This is a genomic window from Vibrio parahaemolyticus (genome assembly GCF_900460535.1).
Taxonomy (GTDB): domain Bacteria; phylum Pseudomonadota; class Gammaproteobacteria; order Enterobacterales; family Vibrionaceae; genus Vibrio; species Vibrio parahaemolyticus.
The window spans coordinates 680,171-705,929 of the sequence record NZ_UHIL01000001.1 but is presented as its reverse complement, the minus strand read 5'-3'; the positions used below and the strand labels follow the sequence as shown (position 1 = coordinate 705,929).

Here is a 25,759-nt window from a genome sequence, read left to right as displayed (position 1 = left end):
AATACTCAGCTCAACAAAAATTCGAAAATTAACACCAATAATCACCACGTAAGTGGTCTAGGAGATAGTGATGATCCAAGGTATCCAAATTACTAAAGCAGCAAACGACGAACTACTAAACTCAATCTGGCTACTAGATAGCGAGAAGAATGAAGCACGTTGTGTTGCTGCAGCAACTGGTTACGAAGCAGACCAAGTTATCGCAATCAGCGACCTAGGTGAATACGAAAGCCGCGAAGTAGCTATCGAAACTGCACCTCGCATCGAAGGTGGTCAACACCTAAACGTGAACGTTCTTAAACGTGAAACGCTAGAAGATGCAGTTGCTCACCCAGAAAAATACCCACAGCTAACAATCCGTGTTTCTGGTTACGCAGTACGCTTCAACTCGCTAACGCCAGAACAACAACGTGATGTTATCGCTCGTACATTCACTGAGACTCTATAATAGAGTACGCTCAAGTAAGTTTTAAAAACGGCGCTCAATGAGCGCCGTTTTTTATATTCGATTTCTGCCCGAGACCAGCCCTATAAAAACAAAAAGGCGGAGACAATGCCCCACCTTTTATCGCATATTCAGTTTTGGTTACTGAACGCGGCGTAATACTGTTTTTAGTGCATCAAAATCCGCATCAAGATCTTCAGACAACAACTCCATCGCAGCATGTTTAGCTAGTGGTGCAGGCAATTCGATATCCGTCTGAAGAATATCATCTACAACCTCTTTGAACTTCGCTGGGTGCGCAGTACACAAGAACAGACCCGTTTCACCTTCTTGCAGTTGCTCTTCCAATACGCGGTAAGCAATCGCACCGTGTGGCTCACATAGGTAGCCTAATGCGTACAAGTCTTTTACTGATTGTGCGCTTTGTTCATCAGAAACTGCGCCTTTACCTAGTATCTCTAGGCCCCACTCTTTCACACGGCACAGCTCTTCGATACGCGGCCAGTTGTTCGGTTGGCTCACGTCCATCGCATTTGAAGTGGTTGCAACCGTTGGTTTTGGCTCCCATTTGCCCGTTTCGAGGTAACGAGGCACCGTGTCATTCGCGTTGGTAGCAGCAATAAAACGTTTGATAGGTAAACCTAGCGCTTTTGCTAATAGACCTGCTGTTAGGTTACCAAAGTTACCGCTTGGTACAGAAACCACGAGGTTTTCACGCTCTTGCTTACTCATTTGCGCCGCAGCTTCAAAGTAGTAACAGATTTGTGCCATCAAGCGGCTGATGTTGATTGAGTTTGCAGAGTTCAGACCGATCTCTTCACGCAGCTCCGCATCATCAAACGCTTGTTTCACCAATGCTTGACATGAATCGAAATCACCATTGATTGCTACAGTGTGGATGTTTTTACCTAGTGTACAAAACAGCTTCTCTTGGAGCGGGCTGATCTTGCCTTTCGGGTAAAGAATCACAACATTAATGTCTTCCATTCCGTAGAAAGCATGCGCAACAGCTGCGCCAGTATCGCCTGACGTTGCGGTCAAAATGGTGATCTTGCCGCCATTAGAAACTGCCGCAAGGGATTGCGCCATGAAGCGGCCACCGAAATCTTTAAATGCTAACGTCGGGCCATGGAAAAGTTCTAGCGCGTAAACGCCTTCTTTTACTTGGTTGATTGGTGCTGGGAATTGGAATGCAGCATCAACCATTGCGTTAACTTGCTCTTCCGCCAGTTCATCACCAATCAGTGCTGATAGAATCTTGGTGCTACGAGAAACAAAATCTTCTGCTAGCAACGCATCAACGTCTTCAAGTTTTGGTAATTCCGATGGGAAAAATAGGCCTTGATTACGACCTAATCCTTGGCGAACGGCTTGGCCAAAGGAAACTTGTTCATCATTTTCTTTTATATTGTAAAGCTTCATAGCTCACTTCCTGTTACTTTCGAACCCTGCTTATCTAAACGACAAACATGGACGAATCCTTCTTCGTTTTGTACGTAATTTTGTTCTAGCCAGCGAGCAACTCGCTCAGCGACATCTTTCTGTTTGCAAATACTGAACAGTGTCGGACCACTGCCAGAAATACCAGTTGCTAACGCGCCTGCTGATGCTGCGTACTGACGCGCATTCGCAAAGCCCGGAAGCAGTTTCTCACGATACGGTTCTGCGATCACGTCTTTGATCATTTTTGCAGCAAGCTCTGGCTGACCAGAGTGACATGCATGAATAAAGCCCGCAAGGTGACGGCCATGGGCAATGATATCTTGTCGACGATATTGAGATGGTAGGATTTCACGCGCTTCAGCCGTCGACACTTTAATGCCCGGATACGCCATCACCCAATACCACTCGTCAAAGCAAGGGACTTCTTGGCTGATGATGCCTAGCTCTTCAAGCATCAACTGGACACCACCAAGGTAACATGGAGCAACATTGTCGTAGTGAATACCACCCGAAATTTTACCTTCCATTTCACCCATTAAAGCCAGCAATTCCGTTTCATTCAAAGGCTGGTCGTGGAATCGGTTTAGCGCGTCTAACGCTGCCACAATAGAACAAGCACTTGAGCCCAAACCAGAACCAATAGGCATGTTTTTCTCTAGCGTCATTTCAAGTGGTTTTAGCTCAATGCCTTTTTTGTCCAGTTCACGAGCAAACACCACCCAACAATCGTAAACGATGTTCTCTTTTGGATCGGTTGGTAACTTCGAAACAAAGTGCCCAGCAGTGTTTAGACTGAACGGCTCAGTCCCTGCTTTTACTTGAACTCGGTCACCCAACAAAGTGCCGTCAACTGGGGACACTGCCGCCCCCAGCACGTCAAAACCTACGCTAACATTACCAATTGAAGCTGGGGCATAAACCACCACGCCCATATCACTTGAACTCATTCTTGTTATACCCCTAGTTTCCAACCTAAAGTACGCATTACATCCGAGAATACGCCTGCTGCCGTCACTTCTGTACCGGCACCGTAACCACGCAGCACCAAAGGAATTGGCTGGTAGTAGCGACTATAAAACGCCAACGCGTTTTCACCGTCTTTAATTTTGAACATTGGATCATTTTCATCGACAGCGGCCATGCTCACTGTGCACTTGCCATCATTAATTTCACCAACATAACGTAGCACTTTGCCTTCTTCTGCCGCTTTCGCAGATAACTCTTTGAAGTACGCGTCCGCTTCTGGCAAACGAGCCATAAATTCATCAACACTGCCTGAATCATCAAAGCCTGGTGGTAGCGCTTGGTCAACGACCACATCTTCAAGCTCTAATGACATACCTGCTTCGCGAGCTAGGATGAGCAGCTTACGCGCAACATCCATACCAGAAAGGTCATCACGAGGATCTGGCTCAGTGAAGCCATTTTCTTTCGCAATATTCGTCGCTTCGCTCAGGCTCATACCCTCGTCAAGTTTACCGAAGATGTAAGACAGTGAACCTGACAAAATGCCACTAAATCGTTCAAGTTCATCGCCTGCTGCAATCAGGTTTTGTAAGTTTTCGATAACCGGTAGGCCTGCCCCTACGGTTGTTTCGTACATCAACTTGCGACGCGAGCTACGAGCGACATCTCGAAGCTGATGGTAGTACGCCATGCTTGCTGTGTTTGCTTTTTTGTTTGGTGTGACCACGTGAAAACCTGCTGCTAGAAAGTCTGCATATTGATTTGCAATGTCTTCACTAGACGTACAATCCACAAGTACAGGGTTGATGATGTGATTGCGCTGAACCAACGCGATTAAACGAGCTAAACTGAATTCTTCTGTTGCCGCTGACATGCGGTCGCGCCAGTGCTCTAGTGGTAAGCCTTCACTGTCGAGTAGCAAGCCTTTGCTATTTGCTAAACCACACACTCGAATCACGATACCTTTTTCCGCCAGTTTGGATTGTTGACGTTGGATCTGATCCACCAGCTCACCGCCAACACCGCCAACACCAACAACAAACACATCGAGGAAGTATTTCGAGTTAAATAGGTTTTCGTGACACGCTTTGATCGCCTCAGAAATTTTGTCTTCCGGAATTACCGCAGAGATAGCACGCTCTGAAGAACCCTGCGCAATCGCGACGATATTGACGTTCACTTCCGCAAGAGAAGAGAAGAAACGTGAAGCAACACCACGAGATGTACGCATGCCGTCACCAACCAAGGTAACGATAGAAACATCATCGATAAAATCAACCGGTTCCAATAGACCGTCTTTTAGTTCAAGCTCAAACGCATCCGCCAAAACTTGTTGAGCTTTCAGCTTATCATCGGCCTCGATACAGAAGCTGATGCTGTACTCAGACGATGATTGAGTAATTAATACAATAGAGACACCAGCAGAAGACATCGCACCAAATACTCGGCTCGCCATGCCTACCATCCCCTTCATACCTGGGCCTGATACGTTAACCATGGTTAGGTCGTTAAGCGTTGTAATACCTTTGATCGCAAGATTATCTTCTCCAGTATCTTGGCCGATAAGCGTACCCGCGCCTTGAGGGTTAAAGCTGTTTTTGATCAGACATGGAATGTGGAATTGCGCGATAGGAGCAATGGTCTTCGGATGCAGAACGGATGCACCGAAGTAAGAAAGCTCCATTGCTTCTTGATAGCTGAGTGACTTAAGCAGTCGTGCATCTTCAACCAATCGAGGATCGCAGTTGTAAACGCCATCCACGTCCGTCCAGATTTCACAACAATCAGCACGTAAACAAGCCGCTAATACTGCCGCTGAATAGTCAGAACCGTTACGACCCAGCGTCACCAATTCGCCTTTTTCATTACCCGCAGTAAAGCCCGGCATGATGTTCACATGATCTTTAGGAAGAGGATTTTGACGGATGTTCTGTGTCGATACATCAACATCCACCATGGCTTCTAGGTGATCGCCTTTCGCATACAGATATTCAACAGGATCAATGAGGTTCGCTTTTTGCCCTTTGGCTTCCAGTACCGCCTTCATCAATTGAATCGAAACTCGCTCACCTTTACTGATGATGCGAGCATTGACGTTGTTTGGACACATACCAAGTAAGTTAATGCCGTGCACAAACTGACGCAGTTGAGAAAGAGAGGTTTTAACTTGGTTATCGAACGCCGCACCTTCTAGGTTAGGCAATACCGCTTGGATATCAGCAAAAAGCGTTTTAAACGACTCTTCCAACTCATTGATTTGCAGCTCAGCTTCACCATTACGAAGTGCACCTTCAATGACTGCTACTAACTTGTTCGTCGTTTTACCCGGAGCCGAAAGTACAACGGCCACTTCTTCTTGTTGAGCGTTATTGGCAATGATATCTGCCGCTCTTAAAAAGCGATCTGCATCCGCTAGTGATGAACCGCCAAACTTCAATACTCGCATCCCTTCCTCCGATGTATTTTCTTAATTTTTGTCTAAATTCTGTCTAAAAACGCATAAAAAAAGGCCTGTATCTTGTTGGATACAGGCCTTTTTTGTGAATTTCTTTCGCTCAGCAGCCTGCCCCAACATTTGTCGTGTCGGTAATAATAATGGTCGTGGTCATTACTACTAGGCTGTTAGATGGCATAAATAAATATTCAACGTTAATCGTGTTTGCTTATATCTACGTTTACCGAGTTTCCTATTCAGAGTCAACAAAAAATTGTTTATTTTCCAGTCTTCCAGAGGTTTATTCTGCGTAATGTCATTGATATATAAGTGTAATTACTTACGCTTGATTTTAAGAAAAACATCCTTGTTTTCTAACTTCAGGAGTTAATGCCATTAAACGAAGGGTGATTAGGAGCTATAGGTAAGCGGATCTTTCTCATAAAGCGCAAGATCAAACATTTGGACGGTGTTGTTTCTAGTTAACAACAACTTAACTGTGATCAATGTTCCTAGGATCGAATTATTTAGAAAATAGATGTGTTGGCTTTCATATTCTATGCTTTAATAGTGAGAAGCTTTTAGCAAATACTAATAAAAAAGTTAGACACAAGGAGTGGTGGACATGAAAAAATGGCTTTTTCTGTTACTGTTTTTAGTGTCTGGCGTTTCTTTTGCTAACGATCTCCCTCCCCTTCCAGGGAAAACAAGCGCGTCTCCTCACAAACTGTTTATCTCAAGCGAAAGTTACCAAACCGACAGCTTTGATGTATGGAATATTGATGGTGGCTACGCCTATGAACTTTTTGATTCTGTTGACCTTTATGTAGGTGCGCGAGTCAATAACTCTCCGACTCAAAACCAAAGCGGCTTTCTCAGCGGGATCAGCTACCACTTAAATGATCGTGTCACCGTAAAAAGTACCGTAAGATCTTACAAATCTGAGAATAGCAACGGCATTCAAACCGAAGACAGTAGCCTCGCTGCTGAACTTTCTAGCCGCGTGAAAATTACCGATAAGTTAGACATTCACGCGACGTTAGATTACCAAGATTGGCAACAAGGCTTTGAGGTAGGTTTAGGTTTCCGATTCTAAAAATCGAGTGCTTCTTTTGAAATCAACACCCCATTCCAATCGGCATAAACATGATGCTTTGGTTGAACAATTTGGTTCAGCATCGTTAACGTCACGTTGACTTCACCCACACCACGCTTTTCCGTTTTAAACGGACATGTACCCAGCGCTTGCACTCCTATGTCCATTTGCGACATTTGTGCCACATCACGCACCGCTCCGTACACGATGATACCTTCCCAACCATTTTCGATACCGAGTATCGCCAGCTGATCACCAAGCAGCGCTTTTTGGCAGGAACCGTGTCCATCAACAATCAAGACTTTGCCAGTGCCATCCTGTTCTAGAACTTCACGTACTTTAGAATTATCGTGATAGCAACGCACTGTGACAATTTCGCCATGAAAGGCGGTACGTTGACCAAAGTTCTGTAGTGGTAAATTTAGCAACGTCACTTGGTCTTCAAATTGGTCACAAATATCTGGTGTTATGTCTCTCATATTTCCTCCGTGAATTTGCTCGCTCGGGCACAACCCCAACGAGAGATATCCTGTTATACGAGCCTGTCGTTAATTTTTCCTAGCCAATGTTTTTTGCTCGGTGCCGCGCACGCAACTAAGTAAAGATCACCATCTATCACATAGTAAATGGCATTTTGTTGAAACACTTTTGCCAATCGCACAGCCTCTTCTAATGATATATCCGCCGCAAAACTCTCTTCACACCATTCAAAACTGCGATCACCTACGTTAACGAGCACGTAATTCGCGTGTTTAAGTTGTTTTTCTAACTCTTGATTACTTATGCAGTTCTCTTTCTTTGACCGCAAATTACTGTAGGGGTTCCAAGCAGTTATCACCGCATAATTTGACGTATGCCATTCAGCCTCAAAATGAAAAAAAGATTCTGAATAAGCATTCCATAACGATACATCTATGTTCGTATTACTTTTTTCTATCATAACTCTTAAACGATTAATAACAGTTACATTTCATCAATTGATGTAAATCAACAAACTGAATGGAATTAACATTTGAGCATTGTTAGCATGCTGTTAACAATATAAAATCCGCTCCATATCTTAGGGTGTTTACGTTTCACGCCCTGCAAAGCAAGGAACTGAAAGGTAAACAAGCCCTATAGAATAAACGTCGCCATTGGATACTGGTGAGTTGGCAAAATTCCAAGGAAGGCGGATAGCTGAAAGAAGTGTTTTTTTGATCAACTTGATTTATTATCAAAATCACATTACCTGTATGTTATATTTTTGCCTAGAATTTATTCTATTAGCACAATTTTGTCACAAATTTAGGTACCGCCAATGCAAACCCCGCAGATTCTTATCGTAGAAGATGAGCAAGTAACTCGTAACACTCTTAAGAGTATTTTTGAAGCAGAGGGATACGCTGTTTTTGAAGCCAGTGACGGTGAAGAGATGCACCAAGTGTTGTCTGACAACTCTATCAACTTGGTCATTATGGACATTAATCTTCCAGGCAAGAATGGTTTACTGTTAGCACGTGAACTACGTGAGCAAGCGAACATCGCTCTGATGTTCCTAACAGGCCGCGACAATGAAGTAGACAAGATCCTAGGTCTTGAAATTGGTGCTGATGACTACATCACAAAACCATTCAACCCACGTGAATTGACTATTCGTGCGCGCAACCTGCTAAGCCGCTCAATGAGCACTAACGCAGTTCAAGAAGAAAAGCGCTCAGTAGAAAAATACGAATTCAACGGTTGGGTGCTAGATATTAACAGCCGCTCACTAGTGAGCCCAGCTGGCGATAGCTACAAGCTGCCTCGTTCTGAATTCCGTGCACTTCTGCACTTCTGTGAGAACCCAGGTAAGATCCAAACACGTGCAGATCTTCTTAAGAAGATGACTGGACGTGAGCTTAAACCACATGACCGTACTGTCGACGTAACGATTCGCCGTATTCGTAAACACTTCGAATCAGTATCTGGTACGCCAGAAATCATCGCGACTATCCACGGTGAAGGCTACCGCTTCTGTGGTGACTTAGAAGACTAATTCAGTCTGCTAGAAATACGAAGGGCTTGCTCATTGGAGCAAGCCCTTTTTCTATGCGGGAAAGAAACTAATAAACCTTGTTTATCTTCACGTGCTTTTCAACAAGCCAACGTTGTTTACCCGCATCATCAAGCAGCAACGCCAAATCGACGGATTTATCTGTATCGGCTTCAACTTGCCAAGTAAACGTCACTTCCCACTGATTTTCGCTGTGAGTGCGAGTTTCCAAGTCCCCACCATCAATCATCCACTCGGTAGTACCCTGCTTTATAATCAGAGCCTCAGCAGTCAAATTCGCAGGCAGCTGTTTGTCGCCTTCCAGATACAAAGCACCTTGAATACTCAACTCTTGAACGTCTTGCACAGGTTCTTCCTCAATCGCAGGCATTAAGTTCACCCAAAGATTGCTCTTTAGTTCAACATTCACCTGATTCATCGTAATTTGGCTGCCTTGTTGCCAGTTCACTTGAGGAACAGAACTACAACCTACGAGCGATGCAATAAGTAAGGCTACGGGTGCAAGTTTCTTCATGTTATTTCCTTTGATCTAACCAACTTTTGAGTACCTGAATATCGTTTTGGTATTCATTCTTTATCTCTTCGACCCAGTCAGAAATATTTTCCCACCATGCCGGCATATCCGGGGATTGCGCTTTTTGAGCAACGCTTTGGATACGTTTAAGACCAATAGAGCCCGCCGCACCTTTGATTTTATGCGCTTCAGAAACAATGCCATCCTGATCTTTTGCGGTCATGTTTGAGTCTAATACCTCAATGTAATCTGGCATCATGTCTTCAAACATCTTGATGCTGTCGTACACGGGTTTAACGCCGACAATATCCACATAAGACTCTAGCATATCTAGATCCAGTAGATGTGTCTCAATCACAGGAGAAGGCGCCGCTTCTTCCTTGACTTCAGGCTTAACAATCACCGCGGGTTTATCGACTCGATCAACAAAGAACTTATCTATCACTGACTGAATAGCATGCACAGCTAATGGTTTACTGATTGCGTCATCCATTCCATTTTCTAAGTACTCTCGACGATCTTTCATCACGTTCGCCGTTAACGCCACCAACGGAGGCAAGTGGTCATAATGCTCACGGTAGTACTTCGCCACATCAAACCCTGTCATGTCTGGCAGTTGAATGTCCAACAGCGCAAGGTCGTATTGATCCGGCACAAAGTTGACTAACGCTTCTTCCCCAGTCATCGCGACCGTCACGGAATGCCCCAAACTTTCTAGCAGCGACTTAGCCACCGTCACGTTAAGTTCAATGTCTTCAACCATAAAGATGTTGAGATGCACATTGTCGCGCTTCGCATCGATTACCGGCTCTTCGAGTTCAACAATAGGAACGTGAATCGACACAGTAAAAGTACTACCAAAGCCTTCTTCACTTGTGACCGTAATGTCCCCATCCATCATATTGATCAGCTGTTTCGAAACCGCTAACCCAATACCTGTACCTACTGCATGCAAGTTGTCTTTGCCCGACTTAACTTGATAATACATAGCAAAAATCTTATCCAGTTCAGCTTCAGGAATACCGATGCCAGTGTCTTCGACTTCCATAATGATAGTCGCGAAGTCTTCTTCGACATCAGCGCTGACTGTCATCACAACGCCACCTTCTTTGGTGAACTTCATCGCGTTGCTGACTAGGTTCCAAATCACCTGACGTAAACGGGTCGCATCCACCTCGATCGCTTTTGGTAGGTCACTCAAACGTTCTAAGTCGAAACGCAGTCCTTTTTGTTCCGCCATGAGCGCCGAAATACTCTCTATCTCGGCGACAAAGTCTTCAAAGTTCAATGGCGCAGGTAACAGCTCAAGCTTGCGACGGTCGAATTTGTCCATATCGATGATGTCATTGAAGATATTCCCCAACGTAATCGCACTCACGTTGATCGTCTGCATGTGCTTACGCTGCTCTTCCGTCAGCGGGCTATCAAGCAACATTCGACTCAGGCCAACAATACCGTTTAACGGTGTGCGAAGTTCATGGCTAATTGTGGAGATAAACGTCGTTTTATCTCGGCTGGCTTTTTCTAGAGATTCTTCATGACGCTTACGCTCAGTAATATCTCGCCCAAAACCAACCAATCCTAAGTGGCGACCGTCTTTGCTATAAAATGGTACTTTGCGCAATTCAAAATAGTGTTTTCGCCCATCAGGGTATTCCAACCATTGCTCGTAAGTGATCGCTTGGTTGTCGCTAAAGACTTTTTGGTCGGTATCTACGATTGGTTGCGCAATTTCTTTACTGTAGACATCCCACGGGCTCAAACCGACAAGTTGATGCTCTTTCTTGCCCGTTAACTCTTCCATCGCTCGGTTACAACCAGAGAAGACGCCATCGGCATTACGGTAATAAATCAAATCAGGTGACGCATCGATGAATGAACGTAACAAAGCGGTACGCTCTGCTAACTCTAATTGCGTTCGCTCACGCTGGAAAACCTCATTCTCTAGATCCTGCATCGCCTCTTCACGCGCTTCTTCCGCTTTAATCCGCTCTTCAATCTCTAGATTGAGCTTTTCGATATTCTGCTGTAGTTGGAAGTTCAGTTCTTGGTCGCGTGAACGCATGTCTTTCAATTTAGAAACCAGCTTAGTCAATCGTTGACGAGACTCTTCTAACTGATCAACCACCACAGATAGGAAGTAAACGGCCCAAGGCGTGATTAACAAACCAAAGAAAACGGAACGTACGATGTCGATATCATCGACGCGCCCTTTGAGAGCCAAAGTGATACCAACTTGTACGACGACAGCAAGTGCCACCAGCGCTAGGGCTAACAAAATTGAAAAACGGACAATCCCTAGTTTCACCAGTAAGTCTACATAGTACTGGGCGAGATTTTTCATGGGCTTCATTCACTACTCCATGGCACAAGCAAACTATCAACCCGACATATTGAAAACGGGCAGATGTACAAGGCCTAACGCAATTTAGGTCTGTTTGATTTTGAGGCATTCACCTTGATGAACTGGCGAGAACCATGAGATCACAGACGAGAACACAAGGTATAAGCAGTTTAACGTGTTTAATACGGTGATTTAAACCGCTTGCTATCAACTTAGAGCAAGCGGTCACAAAGCGCTAGAAGGAGCTAGGGTGGATGCAGGTGCGATTACGGCCATCAGCTTTGGCCTGGTATAGCGCACTGTCGGCCATAGCGATGCCCATTTCAGGTTCATCACCATGCTGAGGAACGTAAGAAACAAAGCCGATACTCACACTGAGGTGCTCTGAAGCTTCCGAACTACCGTGCTCCATATCAAGCTGTCTAATTTGTTGATGAATGCGTTGAGCGACTTGCTCTGCGCCTTCTGTTGTCGTGTTTGGTAAGATAAAACCAAATTCTTCACCACCGTATCGAGCCACGCAGTCTGAAGAACGGTTGACCACTTGCTTGAAGACCGCCGCGACACGAATCAACGCCTCGTCGCCTTGTTGGTGTCCGTAACAGTCGTTGTAATCTTTAAAGAAGTCGATGTCGCACAACATGATAGTCAAAGGCAATTTTTCACGAATGTGGTGATACCAAAGTACATGAAGACGTTCATCAAATCGGCGTCTATTCGCCACTTGCGTCAAGCTGTCCATAAAACTCAATTTCTCAAGTTCAAGGTTCGCTTGTTCAAGTTTTTGCTCGGCGAGATAACGCTCTGAAATATCACGCGCCATGATAAGAACGCCATTCGTACCCGATGCCTTGTCTTTAAACGGCGATTTCACCACATCAAACCACGTAATATGGCCATCACTACTCACGACCTTATCGATATACCTTACCGGTTCCGCTTGTCGTAGAGCATGTAGGTCGCTCGTTTCCAACCGCGTGTACATTTCAACGGGAATGACATCTTGAAGACGCTTACCAATCAAATCAGAAACTTCAGATATACCTAAAGCGTTTACAAATGGCTTATTGCACGCTTGGTACACCATATTCTCATTAAAAATACCGATAGAGTCAGGGCTTGCATCTAAGATTGTTTGAAGAATGGTGTCACGTTGAGCCAAGGCGACTTCAGTGTCTTTACGACGTTCCATTTCATCACGTAAGTTTTGCTGAATCTTATGCCACTCCGTCACATCGTGACTAATAGACAACGTTCCGAGTAGCTCACCACTTGGCGATACTAATGAGCTTAAATTCACTTCAAGCAAGCAGCTGCGACCTTGCGTGTCCGTCGTCCATTTTCGTTCACTTTTACGGGTAGCGACTCGGCTCGCCGTTGCAGTGATGGCTTCTTCTCGTCGCCCCTCCCAAAACTGGTCAAAGGCACGATTCGTCGTCAATAAGTTACCTTGGCAATCTTGCAAGCAGATCAACTCGGACAGCGAATCTAGCGCTGAGCGAGCCATCTCTAACTGCGCCAACTCTTGCTGCTGCTCTTGTAAAGTGACTTGATAAGGTTGCGCGTACATGATCCAAACACGATGACCACGTAGCAAACTCTTTCGGCCGGACAATTCAACCTTAATAGATTCGTTTTCAGATAAACGCCAATCAAAGACTTGGTGACGGAAATAGCGACTGGAAAAACTATCTAGCAACGAAGAAAGTTTGTGAAGCTCAAACAAAGCTGGGTACAAAAAGCCTGTACCCAGTGAGCGAATGCCAAGCAACTGCATCGCTGCTTGATTCGAAAGTAGGATTTGTCCATGGCTGGCATCTAGCACCAGCACTGGATAAGGCGAATCAGTAATAAGCTGCTTAAGTGCGTTTTGGAAACGAAAGTAGATAAGTGCTATCGCAATCGCACTGACTATCGATAGCAGGACAATATATCCATAACTCTCCTGCCCATTCCAAAGCCAATTAAGTAACTGATCCATTTTTCCACCTATAAAGCAAACTGCTAAAAATATATCAGTTATTTATTGAGCAATCTGCTTTTAATTCCGGCTTCGTGTAGATAAAAGGCTTTCCTATTAAACTGCCTTGAGCGCCATCTTTATTTAATGCGCGACCAATTTCAGTCATGGCTAACCAACGGTTTTCACACCAAAGCGGGGACAACAACGTTGGACGACGAGCTGCGGAAGAGACACGATGAAACACAACATCAGCGGGCGTCATACGAATCATTTCACTGGCAATCGCAACATATTCTTCCAATCCAGGAGCTTCTAATCTACCAGCTCTCCAAGCTTTCGCCATCGTACTGCCTTCCACAATATGCAGGCCATGTAACTTGATGCCATCAGTGCCCACGGCCAACACTTTTTGCAGCGTTTCAATATTATCGTCGCGGGTTTCTTTCGGTAATCCAACAATCAAATGAGTACAAACTTTGATCCCTAAGGCTCGAGCTCGCTGAGTGATCTCCGCATAACATTCAAAATCATGTCCGCGGTTGATGCGTTTGAGCGTATCGTTATTTGCAGTTTGAAGACCTAGCTCGAGCCAAATTTCATAACCTTGGTTTACATAATCTGACAGCAAATCCAATACCGAGTCAGGCACACAGTCTGGGCGAGTTCCCACACACAAACCCACAATATCAGCAGCTTTGAGCGCTTCTTCATACATATTTTTCAGTACTTGTACTTCTGCATAAGTACTGGTGTAAGCCTGAAAATACGCCAGATATTTCTTCGCTCGATGGATTTCCCCAGCACGATCTTTCAACTGTTCATGAATACTTTTGATTTGTACTTCTTCGTCAGCAAACGAAGCCACATTACAAAATGTACAACCACCTCGGCCAATCGTGCCGTCGCGGTTTGGGCAACTAAAGCCACCATGTAAAGTCAGCTTATGGACTTTTTCGCCGTAACGACGCTGAAGATCTTGGCCTAGTGTATTGACCAACTCATGTAACTGCATAGATTCTCACCAATAGTAAACCGTAATAAATCTCACTACGATTTATGTAACTAAATTACATCCCTGCAAGAAAAAACAAACAATATTACTCAATTCAAACAACGCCCAATCGGTGTGAAATCAATAAACTTGCATAAATACAGATAAAAAAGCGTCATGTTGCGTAAATGTTAAACTAAAAGTGCATATTTAAACGAAAAAATTGGGTCACAGAGGCGACTTTTCATTGCAATCCGAAGTAACAAAATTGTAGGATACTTACACAACCCCGCATTTTTTGTGACTTTTATTACAGCACGCACAGCGGGAATTGTCGGTGTTATCCCACTCCCACCTATATAAATCACTAAATAGTGAGAATAAATAAAGGGATATCACCAAGGATTGTTTTTCTCGCAATACTTTTCCTGCGAGATACGGAAAGGAATCAAGACCAGTCAACCTCGACTGGTGGCGATAATAAATATAAAGGACAAGACGCATCATGTGTCACAAGGCAACTTCGGTCTGCCTCGTACCTTTGCGTCGCATTGAACTGGAAGGATGTATCTATGGTAGATAGAGAGCAAAATTCACAGGGTCTATACACTCCGGAATTGGAGCATGACGCTTGTGGTATCGGTTTTGTTGCTCACCTTAAAAACCGTAAATCTCATGAAGTAGTGACTCAAGCATTGGATATGCTGGCTCGCATGGAACACCGTGGCGGTCAAGGTTGTGACCCATGCAGCGGTGACGGTGCGGGTATTTTGTTGCAAAAACCTCATGAATTCCTATTAGAAGAGGCCGTTAAACTAGGCATTAAACTGCCTTCGTTTGAAAAGTATGGCGTTGGTGTCGTTCTTTTCCCAAAAGACGAATACAAACGCGAACAATGCCGTGACATTTTAGAGCGTAATGCCAAACGCTTAGATCTCGAAGTCATCGGCTACCGCGTATTACCAACCGACAACTCCATGATTGGTGCCGACCCTCTAAGCACAGAGCCTCAATTTGAGCACGTGTTTATCTCCGGCGGTCCTGGCATCACACCTGAAGAGCTAGAACGCAAACTTTACGTACTTCGTAATTACACCGTACGCGTTTGCCTAGAAAGCGTTTCGAACATTGGTGACGACTTCTACATTAACTCAATGTCTTACAAGACATTGGTGTACAAAGGTCAGTTAACGACCGAGCAAGTGCCTCAGTACTTCCTTGATCTGCAAAACCCGACCATGGTGACCGCTCTGGCACTGGTACACTCTCGTTTCTCTACCAATACCTTCCCGAAATGGCGTCTTGCACAGCCTTTCCGTTACATCGCTCACAACGGTGAAATCAACACAGTTCGCGGTAACTTGAACTGGATGAAAGCCCGTGAAGCGATCCTAGAATCAGACCTGTTTACTCAGGCTGAAATCGACATGCTTCTTCCTATCTGTCAGGAAGGCAGCTCGGATTCATCAAACTTTGATATGGCACTTGAGCTCCTAGTTCTTTCTGGTCGTAGCCTGCCACATGCCTTAATGATGATGATCCCTGAAGCATGGCAAGAAAATAAAAACATGGATCCTAAGCGTCGCGCGTTTTACCAGTACCACGCAAACATCATGGAACCGTGGGATGGCCCGGCATCTGTCTGCTTTACCGATGGTGTTCAAGTAGGTGCTACGCTCGACCGCAACGGTCTACGCCCTTCTCGCTACACAGTGACCAAAGATAACTTCCTAGTCATGGCATCAGAATCTGGCGTAGTGGATATTGCACCAGAGAACGTAGAGTTCCGTGGTCGTCTGCAACCAGGTCGTATCTTCGTTGCGGATCTAGAGCAAGGTCGCATCATTTCTGATGAAGAAGTGAAAGACACCATCGCAACGGCACAACCTTACGAGAAGTGGGTAGAAGAAAACCTACTGAGCTTGAAGAAGCTGCCTGATGCGAGCAACCAGTTCAGCCAACCTAAGCCAGAACATCTTCTACACCGTCAACAAGCGTTTGGCGTAAGTACTGAAGAAGTGAACGAAATCATCGTTCCAATGGCAAATGAAGGTAAAGAACCACTATCTGCAATGGGGGCTGACTGGCCGCTGGCCGTGCTGTCACACCAGTCGCAACATCTTTCAAACTACTTCAAGCAGTTGTTTGCGCAGGTAACCAACCCACCGATCGACCCGATCCGTGAGCGTATGGTAATGTCGCTGAATACTTACTTGGGTAAAGACCAAAACCTTCTGACTGAAACGCCACTTCACTGTCAGAAAGTGGAATTGGAATCGCCAGTTCTGGCTAACTCTGAGCTTGAGAAGCTGCGTGCAATCGACAATGAGCACCTGCAAGCCAAAACGCTGGATATCGTATTCCAAGCCAGTGAAGACCAAGGCAAGCTTGAGCGCGCACTAAAACGTATCTGCCAATACGCCGAAGATGCGGTTATCGATGGTTACTCAATCATCCTTCTAACTGACCGTGCAGTGAACTCAAACCACGCAGCGATCCCAGCAATGCTGGCAGTTGGTGCAGTACATCACCATTTGATCCGTAAAGGTCTACGAGCGAAGTGTGACATCGTGGTTGAAACAGGTGACGCGCGTGAAACGCACCACTTTGCAACGCTACTTGGTTACGGTGCAAATGCGGTTAACCCTTACCTAGTGATTGAAACCATCATTGAACTTCAACGCACTAAGAAGTTGGATCCAGAAGCGAACCCTCGCGATCTGTTCAACAACTACCGTAAAGCGATCAATGGCGGTCTTCTGAAGATCTTCTCGAAGATGGGTATCTCAACCCTGCAGTCGTACCATGGCGCGCAAATCTTCGAAGCATTGGGTATCCACAAGTCAGTGGTAGACAAATACTTCACTGGTACGGTTTCTCGCATCCAAGGTTTGACTCTGGATGACATCGCGAAAGAAGTGTTGATCCGCCACCGCATCGGTTACCCACAACGCGAAATCCCAATTCAAATGCTGGATGTGGGAGGTGTTTACCAGTGGAAACAACGTGGTGAGAAACACCTATTCAACCCAGAAACGATCTCTCTACTCCAGCAATCAACTCGCAACAAAGATTACGAGCAGTTCAAGCAGTATGCGAGTGCCGTCGATAAACAAGGTGACAACGCGGTAACGCTACGTAGCCAACTGGAATTCATCAAGAACCCTGCGGGCTCTATCTCTATCGATGAAGTAGAACCAATCGAAAGCATCGTGAAACGCTTCGCGACAGGTGCAATGTCATTCGGTTCTATTTCTTACGAAGCTCACTCCACACTGGCTGTTGCGATGAACCGTCTTGGCGCGAAATCGAACTCTGGTGAAGGTGGTGAAGACCCAATGCGCTTTGAGCGCAAAGAAAATGGTGATTGGGAACGCTCTGCAATCAAACAGGTGGCTTCTGGCCGTTTCGGCGTAACCTCTTACTACCTAACTAACGCTGAAGAGCTGCAAATCAAAATGGCTCAAGGCGCGAAGCCGGGTGAAGGTGGTCAGCTACCAGGTGATAAAGTGGATGACTGGATCGGTGCCACTCGTCACTCGACTCCAGGCGTCGGTCTGATCTCACCACCGCCACACCACGATATCTACTCAATCGAAGATTTGGCTCAGCTGATCTACGATTTGAAAAACGCCAACCGCGCTGGTCGTGTAAACGTGAAACTGGTATCGGAAGCGGGCGTAGGTACGATCGCATCTGGTGTAGCGAAAGCGAAAGCGGACGTAGTACTGATCGCTGGTTTCGATGGCGGTACCGGTGCTTCACCAATGTCTTCTATTCGTCACACCGGCCTTCCTTGGGAGCTAGGTTTGGCAGAAACCCACCAAACGCTACTGAAGAACGGCCTACGTAACCGTATCGTTGTTCAAGCAGATGGTCAGATGAAGACACCTCGTGACCTTGCAGTCGCAACACTACTAGGTGCAGAAGAATGGGGCGTAGCAACCGCCGCATTGGTGGTTGAAGGCTGTATCATGATGCGTAAGTGTCATAAGAACACCTGTCCTGTTGGTATCGCGACTCAAAACAAAACACTTCGCGAGCGCTTTGATGGTCGCGTAGAAGACGTCGTAACCTTCTTCCAATACATGGCTCAAGGTCTGCGAGAAATCATGGCTGAACTTGGCTTCCGCACTATCGATGAGATGGTAGGGCAAGGTCAAAAACTGAAAGTTCGCCAAGACGTTTCTCATTGGAAATACAAGAACCTGGATCTATCTCCTGTACTTCATGTTGAACAGCCTCGCGAAGCTGATGGCGTGTTTAACCAAGCGCAGCAGAACCACAACCTTGAAGCAGTACTAGACCGTAAGCTGATTCAAGCCGCAATTCCAGCTCTAGAAAAAGGTGAAGCAGTAAATGCTGACTTCCCTATCGTTAACACAGACCGCTCTGTCGGAACCATGCTGTCTAACGAAATTTCGAAAGTGTACAAAGACCAAGGTCTACCTCAACCAATGAATGTCAAATTCAAAGGCTCTGCGGGCCAATCTTTCGGCGCGTTCCTCGCTAAGGGCGTGAAGTTCGAAGTGGAAGGTGATGCAAACGACTACTGGGGTAAAGGCTTATCTGGCGGTACTTTAGTGCTCTACCCTGACGCGAAATCCAGTATTGTCGCTGAAGACAACATCGTAGTTGGTAACGTATGTTTCTACGGTGCAACTTCGGGTGAGTCTTTCATTCGCGGTATGGCAGGTGAGCGTTTCTGTGTTCGTAACTCAGGCGCGAAAGTGGTTGTAGAAGGTGTCGGTGACCACGGTTGTGAATACATGACGGGCGGTGCAGCCATCATCCTTGGTTCAACAGGTCGTAACTTTGCTGCAGGTATGAGTGGCGGCGTGGCTTACGTATGGGATAAATCAGGTGACTTTGAGTCGAAACTAAACCCAGAGCTGGTTGACCTAGACCCAATCGAGCAAGAAGACAAAGATCTATTACTCGACATGCTAACCAAGCATGTTCAATTCACAGGAAGTGAAGTCGCTCAGTCTTTCCTAGATAACTTTGAAGCAAGCCTAGCCTCTATGGTTAAGGTGATGCCGCGTGACTACAAAGCGGTTCTTCAAAAGCGTAAAGCTGAGGAGGCTCAGTCTCAAGGAAATGAAACTCAAGCGGAGGCAGTGTAATGGGTAAGCCTACTGGATTTTTAGAGCATGGTCGTGAACTACCACAGAAGATCGACCCAGCTGAACGTATCAAGAACAACAAAGAGTTCGTTCTGAACGAGGAGTTTGGTAGCAAAATCAATACTCAGGCTTCTCGTTGTATGGATTGTGGTGTGCCGTTTTGTCATAACGGCTGCCCTATCGGCAACATCATCCCAGAATTTAACGATGCGGTTTATCGTGATAGCTGGGAAGAAGCATGGAACATTCTAAGTTCAACCAACAACTTCCCGGAGTTTACTGGTCGAGTTTGTCCCGCTCCTTGTGAAAGTGCATGTGTGCTTGGCATTAACCAAGACCCAATCACTATCTGTAATATCGAGAAAACCATCGTGGAAACGGCGTACCGTGAAGGATACGCCAAACCAAAAACTCCGCGTTCTCGCACTGGTAAAACAGTCGCTATTATTGGTTCTGGCCCTGCGGGTCTTGCGGCTGCCGAGCAGCTAAACAGCGCAGGCCATACCGTGACCGTATTCGAGCGTGACGAGAAAGTGGGTGGTCTGCTGCGTTTCGGTATTCCAGATTTCAAACTGAGCATGGAAGTCATTGATCGTAAGATCAATCTAATGGCAGAAGCTGGCGTTGAGTTTAGAGTAAATCAACACGTTGGTGTCGATGTAAACGCGCAACAACTGCGTCAAGAGTACGATGTGGTACTGCTGACTGGTGGCTCAACCGTTCCTCGCGATCTTCCTGTTCCGGGACGCGATCTAAAAGGCGTGTACTTTGCAATGCAGTTCCTCGGACAAAACAATCGACGAGCAAACAACATGGATCTAAAAGGTGAAGAAATTCACGCAGCAGGAAAACATGTTGTCGTAATCGGTGGTGGTGATACCGGTTCAGACTGTGTGGGTACATCAAACCGTCACGGCGCAGCAAGCATAACTCAAGTTGAAATCATGCCGATTCCACCAGAGAAGCGCCCAGCCAATATGCCTTGGCCTCAATACCCAATGATCCTACGCACTTCGACTTCTCATGAAGAAGGTGTCGATCGTCACTGGAACATCTTGACCAAAGAGTTCATCGGTAACGACAAAGGTGAAGTTACAGGTCTTCGTCTTGCAGATATCGTTTGGGAAGATGCGAAATCAGGCGAGCGCCCAAGCTTTAAAGAAGTAGAAGGCAGCGAACGCGTGATCCCATGTGACATGGCTTTCCTAGCGATGGGCTTCCTGCACCCAGAACCAACTGGCGTGCTTGCTCAACTGGATATCGCACTCGATGATCGCGGCAACGTTGCAACGCAAGGTTTTGCGACGAATCAAGAAGGCGTATTCGCCGCAGGTGATATGCGTACTGGCCAATCTTTGGTGGTTCGTTGTATCAACGAAGGTCGCGAATGTGCTCGTGCTATTGATGAATACCTGATGGGTGGCACTAACCTTGAAGCAAAAGCAAATTCGCTAATGCTTTCAGCATAAAGGGGGCATTTACGCTTCCTTCTTTCAAAGTCATCACTTAGCCATCAGCGATATCGATGGCTAAAGACCAAGAAAGAAAACAATTCCTTCCAATCTTTATCTTTTGACCAGCATTTTATGCTGGTCTTTTTTATTCCCCCCAGCATCAAATGTTACTTTTTTGTAACAATCAATTTTCTATCTAATTGAAATTATTACACTATTTTAGGCAATTAAACGGTAAATCGCATATTCACGTGATTATCCACTAATAACTTGACCTTTTTTACAATAAGCTATAGCTTGTGAAGTTGATGAAAATAAAACACACAAACTTTGTTAAATATTTTTCTGAATTAACTGAATAAATACACACAAAAATATAAAAGTGACGCATAGTTAGTCATCACTATCAACGTAAGCAGTGTTGATGTATCTGTCGGGATGACAGATAAGCAAAGGGAGAATTGCAATGGCTCTTTATGATCCAAGTCTTGAGAAAGACAACTGTGGATTTGGCTTGATCGCACATATGGAAGGCGAGCAAAGCCATAAGCTGGTTCGTACAGCAATTTCTGCACTTGACCGAATGACCCACCGTGGTGGTATTGCCGCCGATGGTAAAACAGGTGATGGTTGTGGTCTTCTTTTACAAAAGCCCGATTCCTATTTACGCCTTATCGCCGAAGAGAATGGTTTCAACCTAGGCAAACAATATGCCGTAGGGATGCTTTTCTTCAGCCAAGATCCGGTTAAAGCTCAATTATCTAAAGACATCGTCAATAAAGAACTCGCTCAAGAAACCTTAACGGTTGCGGGTTGGCGCGAAGTTCCAACAAATTCTGCAGTACTCGGCCCGATTGCGGCCAACTCACTGCCCAATATTCAGCAAGTCTTTATCTCAGCTCCAGCGGGCTGGCGTGAGCGCGACATTGAACGCCGTCTCTATATTGCCCGTCGCCGTATTGAAAAACAGATCACCGAAGATCCTGATTTCTACATCTGTAGCTTATCGACGCAAGTGCTGGTGTACAAAGGTTTGTGCATGCCTGCGGATTTGCCTCGCTTCTACCTTGATCTTGCTGATCTACGCATGGAATCCGCTATCTGTCTGTTCCACCAGCGTTTTTCAACCAACACTCAACCTCGCTGGCCACTGGCGCAGCCGTTCCGTTATCTTGCTCACAACGGTGAGATCAATACCATTGAAGGCAACCGCCAATGGGCCCGAGCGCGTGCTTATAAATTCTCTTCCCCATTGCTGCCCGATTTACAAACCGCAGCTCCGTTTGTAAATGAGACTGGTTCGGATTCTTCAAGTCTGGATAACATGTTGGATCTATTCTTGGCCGGCGGCATGGATATCTTCCGAGCCATGCGAATGCTTGTTCCACCAGCATGGCAAAATCACCCAGATATGGATCCCGATCTACGAGCCTTCTACGATTTCAACTCCAAACACATGGAGCCTTGGGATGGCCCAGCAGGGATCGTACTTTCCGATGGCCGCTACGCAGCATGTAACCTCGACCGAAACGGTCTGCGCCCAGCTCGCTACGTGATCACAAAAGACAAGTTGATCACGCTGGCTTCTGAAATCGGTATTTGGGATTACGCACCAGACGAAGTTGCGAAAAAAGGTCGTGTTGGCCCTGGTGAGTTGTTAGTTGTCGATACTCGTAAAGGTAAACTGTGGCAATCAAGCGAGATCGATAACGATCTCAAATCTCGTCACCCATACCGCGAATGGATGGAAAACAACGTTCGCAAACTAACGCCATTCTCTCAGCTACCTGAAGATCAAGTGGGTGAGCGAAGCTTCGATGAAGATTTGCTTAAGACCTATCAAAAGCAGTTCGCCATGACCAATGAAGAAGTGGATCAGGTTCTGCGCGTACTTGGCGATATGGGTCAAGAAGCCGTAGGCTCTATGGGCGATGACACGCCGATGGCAGTACTGTCTTCGAAAGAGCGTTTGGTTACCGATTACTTCCGCCAGAAGTTTGCTCAGGTCACCAACCCGCCTATCGATCCACTACGTGAAAAGCATGTTATGTCGTTAGCTACCAGTATAGGTCAGGAGATGAACGTCTTCTGTGAAACCGACGGCCACGCGCATCGAGTGACATTTGATTCTCCAGTGCTACTTTACTCTGACATGCAGCAGTTGCTTGAGCTGGGTGACGATCACTACCGCAATACCATTCTCGACATAAACTACGATCCACAAGAGAAAGATCTCAAACAAGCGATCGATGACTTATGTGATCAAGCTGAACAAGTGGTGCGAGAAGGTACCGTCTTAGTGGTTCTTTCCGACCGCGCATTAGTTAAAGGCAAATTGCCAATTCCAGCCGCCATGGCTGTCGGCGCCGTGCAAACTCGCTTAGTTACAGCCAACCTTCGCTGTGATGCCAACATCGTCGCGGAAACCGCAACCGCACGTGACCCTCATCAATTTGCCGTATTGCTAGGTTTTGGCGCTACGGCGGTTTATCCGTATCTAGCTTATGAAGCGTTAGGCAAATTGATTGACGATGGTGCCCTAGATAAAGACTACCGTGATGTTATGCAAAACTATCAGTACGGCATCAACAAAGGCTTGTACAAAATCATGTCGAAGATGGGTATTTCGACCATCGCCTCCTACCGTTGCTCACAATTGTTCGAAGCTGTTGGGTTGAGCCGAGAAGTGGTCGACTTGTGCTTTAAAGGCGTAACCACTCGCATCGAAGGCGCAAACTTTGATGATTTCCAACAAGATTTAACCAACTTGTCCCGCAAGGCGTGGGCAAAACGTAAATCGATTGAACATGGTGGATTACTCAAATACGTACATGGCGGTGAGTACCATGCCTACAACCCTGATGTGGTAGGCACACTGCAAAAAGCGGTAAAATCTGGTGAAAGTAACGATTATAAAAGTTTTGCCAAACAAGTAAACGAGCGCCCTGTCGCGATGTTGCGTGACCTAATGGCACTGAAAAAATCTGACTCGCCATTGCCACTTGAACGAATCGAACCTAAAACAGAATTGTTCAAACGTTTTGATTCTGCCGCCATGTCTATCGGAGCGTTGAGCCCAGAGGCACACGAAGCACTTGCAACGGCGATGAACCGTCTTGGTGGTTACTCTAACTCTGGCGAAGGTGGTGAAGATCCTCGTCGTTTTGGCACCGAGCGTAACTCGCGAATCAAGCAGATCGCATCAGGCCGTTTTGGGGTTACGCCTCATTACTTAACCAATGCAGACGTACTGCAAATCAAGGTTGCGCAAGGAGCTAAACCTGGTGAAGGTGGTCAGCTACCAGGGCACAAAGTCACGGCAGAAATCGCCAAGCTGCGTTACTCGGTGCAAGGGGTGACGTTAATCTCCCCTCCTCCACATCACGATATTTATTCGATTGAGGATTTAGCTCAGCTGATCTTCGACCTAAAACAAGTAAACCCGAATGCCCTGGTTTCGGTGAAACTCGTCTCCGAGCCGGGTGTCGGCACCATAGCCACAGGGGTCGCAAAAGCTTACGCCGACCTCATCACTATCTCAGGTTACGATGGCGGTACGGCCGCAAGTCCACTGACTTCGGTGAAATACGCAGGTAGTCCTTGGGAACTTGGCCTCGCAGAAACCCAACAAGCACTGGTTGCAAATGGCCTTCGCCATAAGATTCGTCTTCAAGTAGATGGCGGGTTAAAAACAGGGCTAGATGTTGTTAAGGCCGCGATTCTTGGTGCGGAAAGCTTCGGATTTGGTACCGCACCAATGGTTGCTATGGGTTGTAAATTCTTACGTATTTGCCACTTGAACAACTGTGCAACGGGTGTGGCAACTCAAGATGAAACCCTTCGTAAAGAGTACTTTAAAGGCTTACCTGAAATGGTAATGAACTATTTTACTGGCCTTGCCGATGAAGTACGTGAGTTACTCGCAGAACTTGGCGTAGAGAAGCTAACAGACTTAATTGGTCGTACTGATTTACTTGAAGCCGTCGAGGGGTTCACAGCGAAGCAAACCAAGTTGGATCTATCGAACATCTTAGAAGCTCCTATTTCAGCCGAAGGTCATCCACTGTTTTGGACGGAGCCAAACAAACCGTTTGATAAAGCCGAACTCAACCAAAAAATCGTTGATGATGCCTTGAATACTGTCGAAAACAGTCAATCAGCAAGTTTCTTCTACAACATCATCAACACCGACCGTTCTGTTGGCGCACGTTTATCTGGTGAGATAGCAAAACGCTATGGCAACCAAGGTTTGGCAGCTTCGCCAATCAAAATCTATCTAGATGGTACGGCTGGCCAGTCGTTTGGCGTTTGGAATGCGGGCGGCGTAGAGCTTTACCTCACTGGTGATGCGAACGACTACGTAGGCAAAGGCATGGCAGGCGGTAAGATCGCGATTAAACCTCACCTAGGCACTGCATTTAAATGTAACGAAGCTACCATTATCGGTAACACATGTTTGTACGGCGCGACAGGAGGCAAACTGTTTGCTGCGGGTAAAGCGGGAGAGCGTTTTGGTGTTCGTAACTCTGGCACCATCGCGGTAATCGAAGGCGCGGGTGATAACGCTTGTGAATACATGACTGGCGGCATTGTGGCAATTCTTGGCGCCACAGGTGTGAACTTCGGCGCTGGTATGACGGGCGGTTTTGCTTACGTGTTGGATGAAAATCAAGACTTCCAAGGTCGTGTAAACAACGAATCGGTGGAAGCCATTTCACTGTCGGATCTATACATCCACCAAGAGCACTTGCGCGGCCTAATTGCGGAGCATCTCGAAGAAACTGGCTCTAGCCATGCAGAACATATTTTGGCGAACTTTGACGAATGGATTCCGAAGTTCTATTTGGTGAAACCTCAAGCGGCTGACTTAAACACGCTACTTGGTCACCAAAGCCGCAGCGCTGCTGAACTGCGCGTTCAAGCCCAATAAATCATGGAGGATGTTTGA

General features: G+C 46.1%; 15 protein-coding genes and 1 other annotated feature. Of the genes, 6 read left to right on the top strand and 9 right to left on the bottom strand.

Annotation, left to right across the window (positions count from 1 at the left end; all coding sequences use genetic code 11):
* The first annotated feature begins 70 nt into the window (after positions 1-70).
* Positions 71-448: an autonomous glycyl radical cofactor GrcA gene (gene grcA / locus DYB02_RS03625; RefSeq protein ID WP_005459053.1), complete on the top strand. Its 378-nt coding sequence runs from the start codon at positions 71-73 to the stop codon at positions 446-448.
* A 138-nt stretch (positions 449-586) separates the two neighbouring features.
* Here the strand turns inward: grcA and thrC are convergent, their stop codons facing one another.
* The 3 genes from thrC to thrA are packed head-to-tail and all read right to left on the bottom strand — an operon-like array spanning position 587 to position 5,300.
* Entirely contained in the window at positions 587-1,867 is a 1,281-nt protein-coding gene (thrC, locus tag DYB02_RS03620; protein ID WP_029806016.1) for a threonine synthase, read from the bottom strand.
* Positions 1,864-2,820 carry a homoserine kinase gene (gene thrB / locus DYB02_RS03615; protein WP_005479586.1) on the bottom strand — a complete coding sequence of 319 codons (957 nt, stop codon included), beginning with the start codon at positions 2,818-2,820 and terminating at the stop codon, positions 1,864-1,866. The genes thrC and thrB overlap by 4 nt, the downstream gene beginning before the upstream one ends.
* A 20-nt stretch (positions 2,821-2,840) precedes the next feature.
* Complete coding sequence (gene thrA, locus DYB02_RS03610; RefSeq protein WP_029806017.1) at positions 2,841-5,300, bottom strand: bifunctional aspartate kinase/homoserine dehydrogenase I; 2,460 nt, start codon at positions 5,298-5,300, stop codon at positions 2,841-2,843.
* A 54-nt stretch (positions 5,301-5,354) separates the two neighbouring features.
* Positions 5,355-5,474: a sequence feature (Thr leader region), on the bottom strand.
* A gap of 439 nt (positions 5,475-5,913) precedes the next feature.
* Between thrA and DYB02_RS03605 the strand changes: the two genes are divergently transcribed.
* Complete coding sequence (locus DYB02_RS03605) at positions 5,914-6,384, top strand: hypothetical protein (RefSeq protein ID WP_029806019.1); 471 nt, start codon at positions 5,914-5,916, stop codon at positions 6,382-6,384.
* Here DYB02_RS03605 and DYB02_RS03600 read toward each other — a convergent pair.
* Both DYB02_RS03600 and DYB02_RS03595 read right to left on the bottom strand, forming a co-directional pair.
* Positions 6,381-6,863 carry a putative 4-hydroxy-4-methyl-2-oxoglutarate aldolase gene (locus DYB02_RS03600; RefSeq protein WP_005460676.1) on the bottom strand — a complete coding sequence of 161 codons (483 nt, stop codon included), beginning with the start codon at positions 6,861-6,863 and terminating at the stop codon, positions 6,381-6,383. The genes DYB02_RS03605 and DYB02_RS03600 overlap by 4 nt on opposite strands.
* A gap of 53 nt (positions 6,864-6,916) precedes the next feature.
* Complete coding sequence (locus DYB02_RS03595; RefSeq protein WP_025630098.1) at positions 6,917-7,324, bottom strand: DUF3293 domain-containing protein; 408 nt, start codon at positions 7,322-7,324, stop codon at positions 6,917-6,919.
* A 360-nt stretch (positions 7,325-7,684) separates the two neighbouring features.
* Here DYB02_RS03595 and arcA point away from each other — a divergent pair, with 360 nt between their 5' ends.
* The gene (gene arcA, locus DYB02_RS03585; RefSeq protein ID WP_005479585.1) at positions 7,685-8,401 is read left to right on the top strand and encodes a two-component system response regulator ArcA; all 717 of its coding nucleotides are present in this window, start codon (positions 7,685-7,687) and stop codon (positions 8,399-8,401) included.
* A 67-nt stretch (positions 8,402-8,468) separates the two neighbouring features.
* On the opposite strand, the gene DYB02_RS03580 is transcribed toward arcA, so the two are convergent.
* The 4 genes from DYB02_RS03580 to mnmL all read right to left on the bottom strand — a co-directional run bounded on the left by DYB02_RS03580 (position 8,469) and on the right by mnmL (position 14,252).
* A complete protein-coding gene (locus DYB02_RS03580) occupies positions 8,469-8,933 on the bottom strand; it encodes a hypothetical protein (protein ID WP_015296247.1) in 465 nt (154 codons plus the stop codon).
* A 1-nt stretch (position 8,934) separates the two neighbouring features.
* Positions 8,935-11,286 carry an aerobic respiration two-component sensor histidine kinase ArcB gene (gene arcB / locus DYB02_RS03575; RefSeq protein WP_017449171.1) on the bottom strand — a complete coding sequence of 784 codons (2,352 nt, stop codon included), beginning with the start codon at positions 11,284-11,286 and terminating at the stop codon, positions 8,935-8,937.
* Positions 11,287-11,512: 226 nt separating this feature from the next.
* Complete coding sequence (locus tag DYB02_RS03570; RefSeq protein ID WP_005455892.1) at positions 11,513-13,258, bottom strand: sensor domain-containing diguanylate cyclase; 1,746 nt, start codon at positions 13,256-13,258, stop codon at positions 11,513-11,515.
* Between the two features lie 34 nt (positions 13,259-13,292).
* Positions 13,293-14,252, bottom strand: coding sequence for a tRNA modification radical SAM protein MnmL/YtqA (gene mnmL, locus DYB02_RS03565; protein ID WP_005480839.1), 960 nt, complete (start codon positions 14,250-14,252; stop codon positions 13,293-13,295).
* Between the two features lie 551 nt (positions 14,253-14,803).
* On the opposite strand from mnmL, the gene gltB (DYB02_RS03560) reads away from it, so the two are divergent.
* The 3 genes from gltB (DYB02_RS03560) (at position 14,804) to gltB (DYB02_RS03550) (ending at position 25,741) form a co-directional block, all read left to right on the top strand.
* Positions 14,804-19,357 (top strand): glutamate synthase large subunit, encoded by a 4,554-nt coding sequence (gene gltB, locus DYB02_RS03560; protein ID WP_025503746.1) that lies wholly within the window; start codon positions 14,804-14,806, stop codon positions 19,355-19,357.
* A complete protein-coding gene (locus DYB02_RS03555; protein ID WP_005497129.1) occupies positions 19,357-20,826 on the top strand; it encodes a glutamate synthase subunit beta in 1,470 nt (489 codons plus the stop codon). The genes gltB (DYB02_RS03560) and DYB02_RS03555 overlap by 1 nt, the downstream gene beginning before the upstream one ends.
* 451 nt (positions 20,827-21,277) lie before the next feature.
* On the top strand, positions 21,278-25,741 hold the full coding sequence (gene gltB / locus DYB02_RS03550) for a glutamate synthase large subunit (protein ID WP_029804242.1): 4,464 nt from the start codon (positions 21,278-21,280) through the stop codon (positions 25,739-25,741).
* Positions 25,742-25,759: the final 18 nt, after the last annotated feature.